This is a genomic window from Corynebacterium nasorum (genome assembly GCF_022345765.1).
Classification (GTDB): Bacteria; Actinomycetota; Actinomycetes; order Mycobacteriales; family Mycobacteriaceae; genus Corynebacterium; species Corynebacterium kefirresidentii.
On sequence record NZ_JAKRDR010000032.1, the window covers coordinates 1 to 5369 of the forward strand.

A 5369-nucleotide genomic window follows, 5' to 3' on the forward strand; every position below is an offset into this window, starting at 1 on the left:
CGTGCTACAGAGGTGCCGGGGTAACACTAACCGGCACCTTCTTGCTGCCGCGGCGGCATTCGCCGCCTTGCCACTGAGAAATAACCTTTGATGCGCTGTGCCCAGGTAGTGGCCGGCGCCCTATCGGGCGCCTTGTTCTGGGGTCTCCTTTCGCGTCGCCGCGTCCTACGCCGGCGTCCTCCCGCTGGGAGATCCGGCTCCGGCCGCTCTGCCGCTACCGAAGACACCCAGAACGGCTTATTTAGGCTCTGGGCATGTAGACCTGGATCATTCGCAGAGGCCTTGTTTCATCGTCGACAACAAGTTGCCCCGGTTTTGCTGAAGTCGGGCTAGGATCGCCCTCGCCTGGGCGTATACCAAGGACCAGCTCAGCATCTTCCGGGCGAGTCACCCGGCCAATCGCTTTCACACCACATAGATCCCGGATGCCTGTTGGGACGACATCAGCGGTCATACGCTGAGTCGTTAGTATGACCAGCACCCCGGCGCTTCGGCCTCTTTGGACGAGGTCGCGTATGAGAGATTCCCGCATCTGCGCAGATTCTTTGTCAGGTTTTCTTCTAGATTCTGGACTAAGCCACCGCTGCGCCTCATCCAGGATTAGAACTAAGAGTTTTGGGCGACTTTTTTCGTCCTCTGTCCAGTAGTCAAGACCGTTGTTAAGGCGTTTTTCCATGCATCTCTGGATCTCGAGTGCCTTGGTGCAGAAGGATTCTGGTCTGTCTCGTTTACCGTCGAAGACGGTGATATCTGCGTAGGAGTGTAGAGCATGTTTAATAGCCTTAAGGGCAAGGGTTTTACCGCTGCCGGGTTTTCCGGCCATGAGCATTCCCGATTTTTCGCGAATTGAGATCTCAGCTGGGGCTCCAGTAGTCGTGTCCACACCGATAACCAGGTCGCCAGAGTTCGGAGAGAACTTCGGCCTTCCTTGTATGGAAGCGGGGATTTCGGCGGGGGTCTTTACTATTGCCAGTCCTTCACTCACGGTCAGTCGAATTGGGGCGTGCAGAAAGCGCGATAGCTCAGCCTCGAGCCCTGGCCGTAGCCATTTGGCGGTTTCGCCTGGAGCGATGCGTATAGACCCGTCCCGTCTGACCTGATTGATGGTCAGGTCGAAGGCCTCTCCTAGCGCCTTGCGTGATGTCTGAACACGCCTAGCCGCTTTATTGCCTCCGTACCAGGCTCTTCTCCACAACCACGGCACCGCTATACACAGAGTGATGGCCACCACGATGAATGAAATGGCCCAGGGAAGAAAGTCGATGACTCTCTCTTGGAGACCCTCCACGGCTTCGTTCAGAGGCGCTAGGAGTTCTTCACTGCTAGAGGATCTCATGGGTATCCTCCAGCTTCTCTACTCCTGTGGCCTGCAGGAAGATGGCTCCGTCTACCGCGCCAGCCATAAGGCCGGTGAAACGAACTTTGTCTCCGACAGAGACACTTGGACGTTCTGGTGCCCAGACAGTGATCGACTGTCGGCGAATCTCGCGCTCTAAGGCCTCGTCCGCGCCTTCCTCCTCGCTCATGACGAGCGAAACCTGCATTTTCCAAGCGCTGCATCCTGGGAAATAGGAATTTGTTTTAGGCATGTCGCCCTTAGTCTCGGGCTCCGTTGGTACTGTACGTACGCGCACGCCTTCGAGGGTCTGGTAGACAGGCACCAGATATGATGGGATACTGAGATTGAGCATTATTCGCTCGTCTCCTTTCTATATATACAGGGGAATTGAGTCCTCTCGGGTCAGCCGGCAAGCACGCCCGAGGGGACTTTTGCGCTGTGCGCACCCTTGAGACTACGCATACTCCGCCCCCACCCGCAAGGGGGTGGGGATTGACGGGGGTAAAGGGAATGTGGCATTCTGGAATGTTTGACGTACGTCATGACGTACGGCACGGCGTACCATAATTATTGACGCATACGGCATTTATGCAGGTGACCCCCAGGTATTCCTTTGCAGTTGAAAACTGTTTTCTCTGAAAGAAAAGGGAAAATCCGTTGCTAAAAATTTCATCCGTAGCAGCGATGCCGACGCGACGCGGGGGGAGTAGACCTACGGAGGAAGCCTCCTGCGGTACCTGAAGATGCACACCCCTACAGCCTTAACTGCGCAATAGATGTCCGATAACGGGTATTATGTCCGCCTCCCCTATTCCCCCAGCATGGAGCCACACACCACGCCCTACATCCCCACACACCCCGCCGCACCACCTGGTGCACCACCACAGCGCACCACATACAACAGCGTGGTGCGCCTAGTGCACCGCACTACACCGCTACCATTGCACACATGGACGACCACCTCGACCAACTACTCACCATCGCCGAAGCAGCCAAACTCACCGGCGTCGCCAAATCCACCATCACCCGCGCCAGAACCCGCGGAGAATTCCCCCGAGCCCAGCAAAAACAAGACACCTGGTACATCCCCATCGGCGACCTCATCAACAGCGGACGACTCGACACCATCACACACAAAACCCCCGAAGAACCCACCAGTGCAACCAGTACACAAGACCACCAAAATCTAGTGCACGCACTAGAACTAGAAAAACAACGCGCACACTACGCCGAACAACAACTGCACCAGGCCCAACAACTCATCCAAGCCAAACAAGACACCATCGACGCCCTCAAAACCACCATCAACGCACTAGAAACCACCCCACACAAACAACTCACCACCACCCAAGAAAAAACCCACCCCAAGCCCGAAACCGAGCCCAAGAACCCACCAATAGAAAGGCGCAGCCCCCTACAACGCCTCAGCCAATGGATCAAAAAATAAACTCTGCATTAACGCGGATAACCTATAATTTCCCCCCCCGAATCCCCTGCATAAAACTATGTCCCCCAAAATAATTTGGGGGACATAGTAGATGGTGTTCATCTCACTCATCTTAGAAGCATCACTGAGGCAACAGTACTAAATCCAGAAGAGCAGAGAATGAAGGAAGCCAATACAACAAGTGGTTAGCGGTCGTCGACTGGAGTCTTCTTCTCGAATAGAGGGCCGGAGAAAATAAAGGCAAGAATCACAAGTACAGTTCCAGTTCCCACTAGAAGTAAAGGAATGACGCCGTTACCGGATTGTTGCCCAGCGCCTGCGTCACTGGCAGACATTCCCGCACTAAACAAGAAACCTCCAGCAGAGAGCATAATTAGGCCTGAGATTCCTGCTAGCAGTACCGGCCATAGTGCGCGATTCAAAGAATACGCTCCTTCTCGCTATGGATTACATAGAGCAACAACAGTTTTATTATACCCAACATCTGGACGCCAGCTTTCTAGATTCCAGGGATCCTTGAATCCAGCGTTCGAGATATGGCAGGAGAGCTGATCATGCATATTTTGCCCATGAAGATGTGCTGGTGTCTTTCGCTTGTACTCATCCCACATTTCATTGTGCAGCTTATCGGTGGTAGCAGCATTATTCGGATAATTTCGGCCTCCCTTGTGATGCACGTGTACACGCTCTCCTTGAGGCGTGTTCTCGACGTCTACACTAGTGAAGTAGTCCTCCATAGCTTGAGCCTGAGCCGGAACAATCAATGCACCCGTAATAGCAGCTGCCGCCAACTTATTCTTCAGCTTCATTGAATTCCTTCCTAAGTGAACGCGAAGCTTACGCTTAGGACACTATGAAATGAGAATGAAGCTGCACAACAAACTGGCTATGAATGCTTGGTAAAGTTTTCCCTGTTCGTTAACAATGCGGAAAGACTTTGTTAACCGTGCTTCTTTAAAGATAAGAAAGTATTTCATGATGAAGCACGGCGTGGCATATGAAAAACCCTAGCTCTGATGAGCTAGGGTTTTTCTTGCTGTAACAATTCAATAGTCAGTCTACTTGCACATGGATTGTGTGTCTAGTTAGACGCGCGGAGAGATTCACAAATCCGCGTGGGATGGTTTCCCGAATCAATAGAAGTTCCTCGCTTTTTACCGAGCAGAGAGTACAGGGTTAGAGCCTGGCTTCTTTTCGCGCGTGCGTATCCGCCAGGTGCTCCCCAAGACCGTGAGGCTTGGGTGAAACGGCCCGCCGAACCTGGGACTACGGTCGTTGAGCAATATAGCTGAGCTTAACCAAGAGATACGCACACATGCCGCCGGGGCTACAGAAGTAATGACTGTAGCCACGTATAAGCGACCGACGTCCTGACCGACGGAAGAGTCGAAGAGTCTATTTTCCTTGTATACGTGCCTTTTTATCGCTGTTTTCAGCGACAAGAGGCACGGCGCTCCCTCTGAGCCCTCCCTCAGGAAGGGGTTCGGGACGTGACCTAAATAGTTACGGTGGGTTCGTTGAATTTGCTTGAGTGGTCGGTAACGTCGTGAGCGCCGTCAGTGTCTACGTGCATGATTGTGTTGATGCGTCGAGCGAGGGCTTGTCGTCGAGATACTGGGGCCCACGCGTAGAAGGACCAGGGTACTTCGTTAGAGATGAGCACTACTTGGTTGTAGGCGGCGACGCGGTCAGCGTAGCGGGCGGGGAGTGTCGTAGGCCAGATATCCAGGACATTGAGGAGAGTGCTAAGCCGCATTTCGCCGTCGAATTCATCGAGAATTAGCACCTCTTCTCCGGAGTATGCATCAAAAGGGTTCTGGTAGTCGGTCACTCGATAATAGCTTTTACCTCCCATCTCCACAGCGAGGCTGGTTTTCCCTGTTCCGGGTGGCCCGTAGAGCCAGATGACTTCTAGCTGGCGAGGCTTAGTGTGGCGGGATCGATCTCGCGCAGCGACGAGTTTTTCTACCATTGCGGTCATGCGATTGGATTCGGGGACTTGAAGGAAGACTTCGTCGGCAGAAAGCCCTTTTTCAAGGATTGCTTCGCGGACTACTTCGACATCCTTGCGACGCCCCGTTTCGTCACTGTGTCGGATCGTGCCGTGTTCTAGCCTTGGCTCTTCAGAGACGCGGGTTTCTTTTTTGGTGACATAGTTAATGGCCTGCTGTATTGGACCACTGCGAGGCTCCAAATGAGCGGTTGGAAGTCTTCTTTTGAGGGTGGAGAATCGGATTGGAGATTGTCCGCCGTCGATAATTAGCTGCCAGTGGCGGTATCCGTCTTCTTCGCCTTCTTCGAGCTGGCCTAGGTAGTTGTATGAGGTTAGTGCTTCTTCTATCTCCTTTCGGCTCATTTTTTCTGCTGATATCGTGGCCATCCATGACCGGGACTGCGTAGTCTTGCTACAACGTTTGCTACGCATTGCTTCACCTGAATACCCTTTCTGAGCTGGTCTGATACGTGCTACAGAGGTGCCGGGGTAACACTAACCGGCACCTTCTTGCTGCCGCGGCGGCATTCGCCGCCTTGCCACTGAGAAATAACCTTTGATGCGCTGTGCCCAGGTAGTGGCCGGCGCCC

The 5369-nt window shown here is 53.4% G+C and carries 5 protein-coding genes; 1 reads left to right on the forward strand and 4 read right to left on the reverse strand.

Features of this window, described 5'->3' with window-relative positions:
• Positions 1-241: 241 nt before the first annotated feature.
• Positions 242-1336, reverse strand: coding sequence for an AAA family ATPase (locus MHK04_RS12035; protein WP_239209008.1), 1095 nt, complete (start codon positions 1334-1336; stop codon positions 242-244).
• Positions 1323-1691: a hypothetical protein gene (locus MHK04_RS12040; RefSeq protein ID WP_239209006.1), complete on the reverse strand. Its 369-nt coding sequence runs from the start codon at positions 1689-1691 to the stop codon at positions 1323-1325. Before MHK04_RS12040 ends, MHK04_RS12035 begins: the two co-directional genes overlap by 14 nt.
• Before the next feature lie 597 nt (positions 1692-2288).
• Between MHK04_RS12040 and MHK04_RS12045 the strand changes: the two genes are divergently transcribed.
• Complete coding sequence (locus MHK04_RS12045; RefSeq protein WP_239209014.1) at positions 2289-2786, forward strand: helix-turn-helix transcriptional regulator; 498 nt, start codon at positions 2289-2291, stop codon at positions 2784-2786.
• Positions 2787-3226: 440 nt separating this feature from the next.
• Here MHK04_RS12045 and MHK04_RS12050 read toward each other — a convergent pair whose 3' ends face one another.
• Positions 3227-3595, reverse strand: a complete 369-nt coding sequence (locus tag MHK04_RS12050) for a DUF2599 domain-containing protein (RefSeq protein ID WP_239209012.1) — start codon at positions 3593-3595, stop codon at positions 3227-3229.
• Between the two features lie 686 nt (positions 3596-4281).
• Positions 4282-5142: a P-loop NTPase family protein gene (locus MHK04_RS12055; RefSeq protein WP_239209010.1), complete on the reverse strand. Its 861-nt coding sequence runs from the start codon at positions 5140-5142 to the stop codon at positions 4282-4284.
• Between the last annotated feature and the right edge of the window lie 227 nt (positions 5143-5369).

Coding starts and splice junctions, on each gene's coding strand:
- MHK04_RS12035 (WP_239209008.1), bottom strand. CDS start 1,336: ATGAGATCCTCTAGCAGTGAAGAACTCCTAGCGCCTCTGAACGAAGCC.
- MHK04_RS12050 (WP_239209012.1), bottom strand. CDS start 3,595: ATGAAGCTGAAGAATAAGTTGGCGGCAGCTGCTATTACGGGTGCATTG.
- MHK04_RS12040 (WP_239209006.1), bottom strand. CDS start 1,691: ATGCTCAATCTCAGTATCCCATCATATCTGGTGCCTGTCTACCAGACC.
- MHK04_RS12045 (WP_239209014.1), top strand. CDS start 2,289: ATGGACGACCACCTCGACCAACTACTCACCATCGCCGAAGCAGCCAAA.
- MHK04_RS12055 (WP_239209010.1), bottom strand. CDS start 5,142: ATGAGCCGAAAGGAGATAGAAGAAGCACTAACCTCATACAACTACCTA.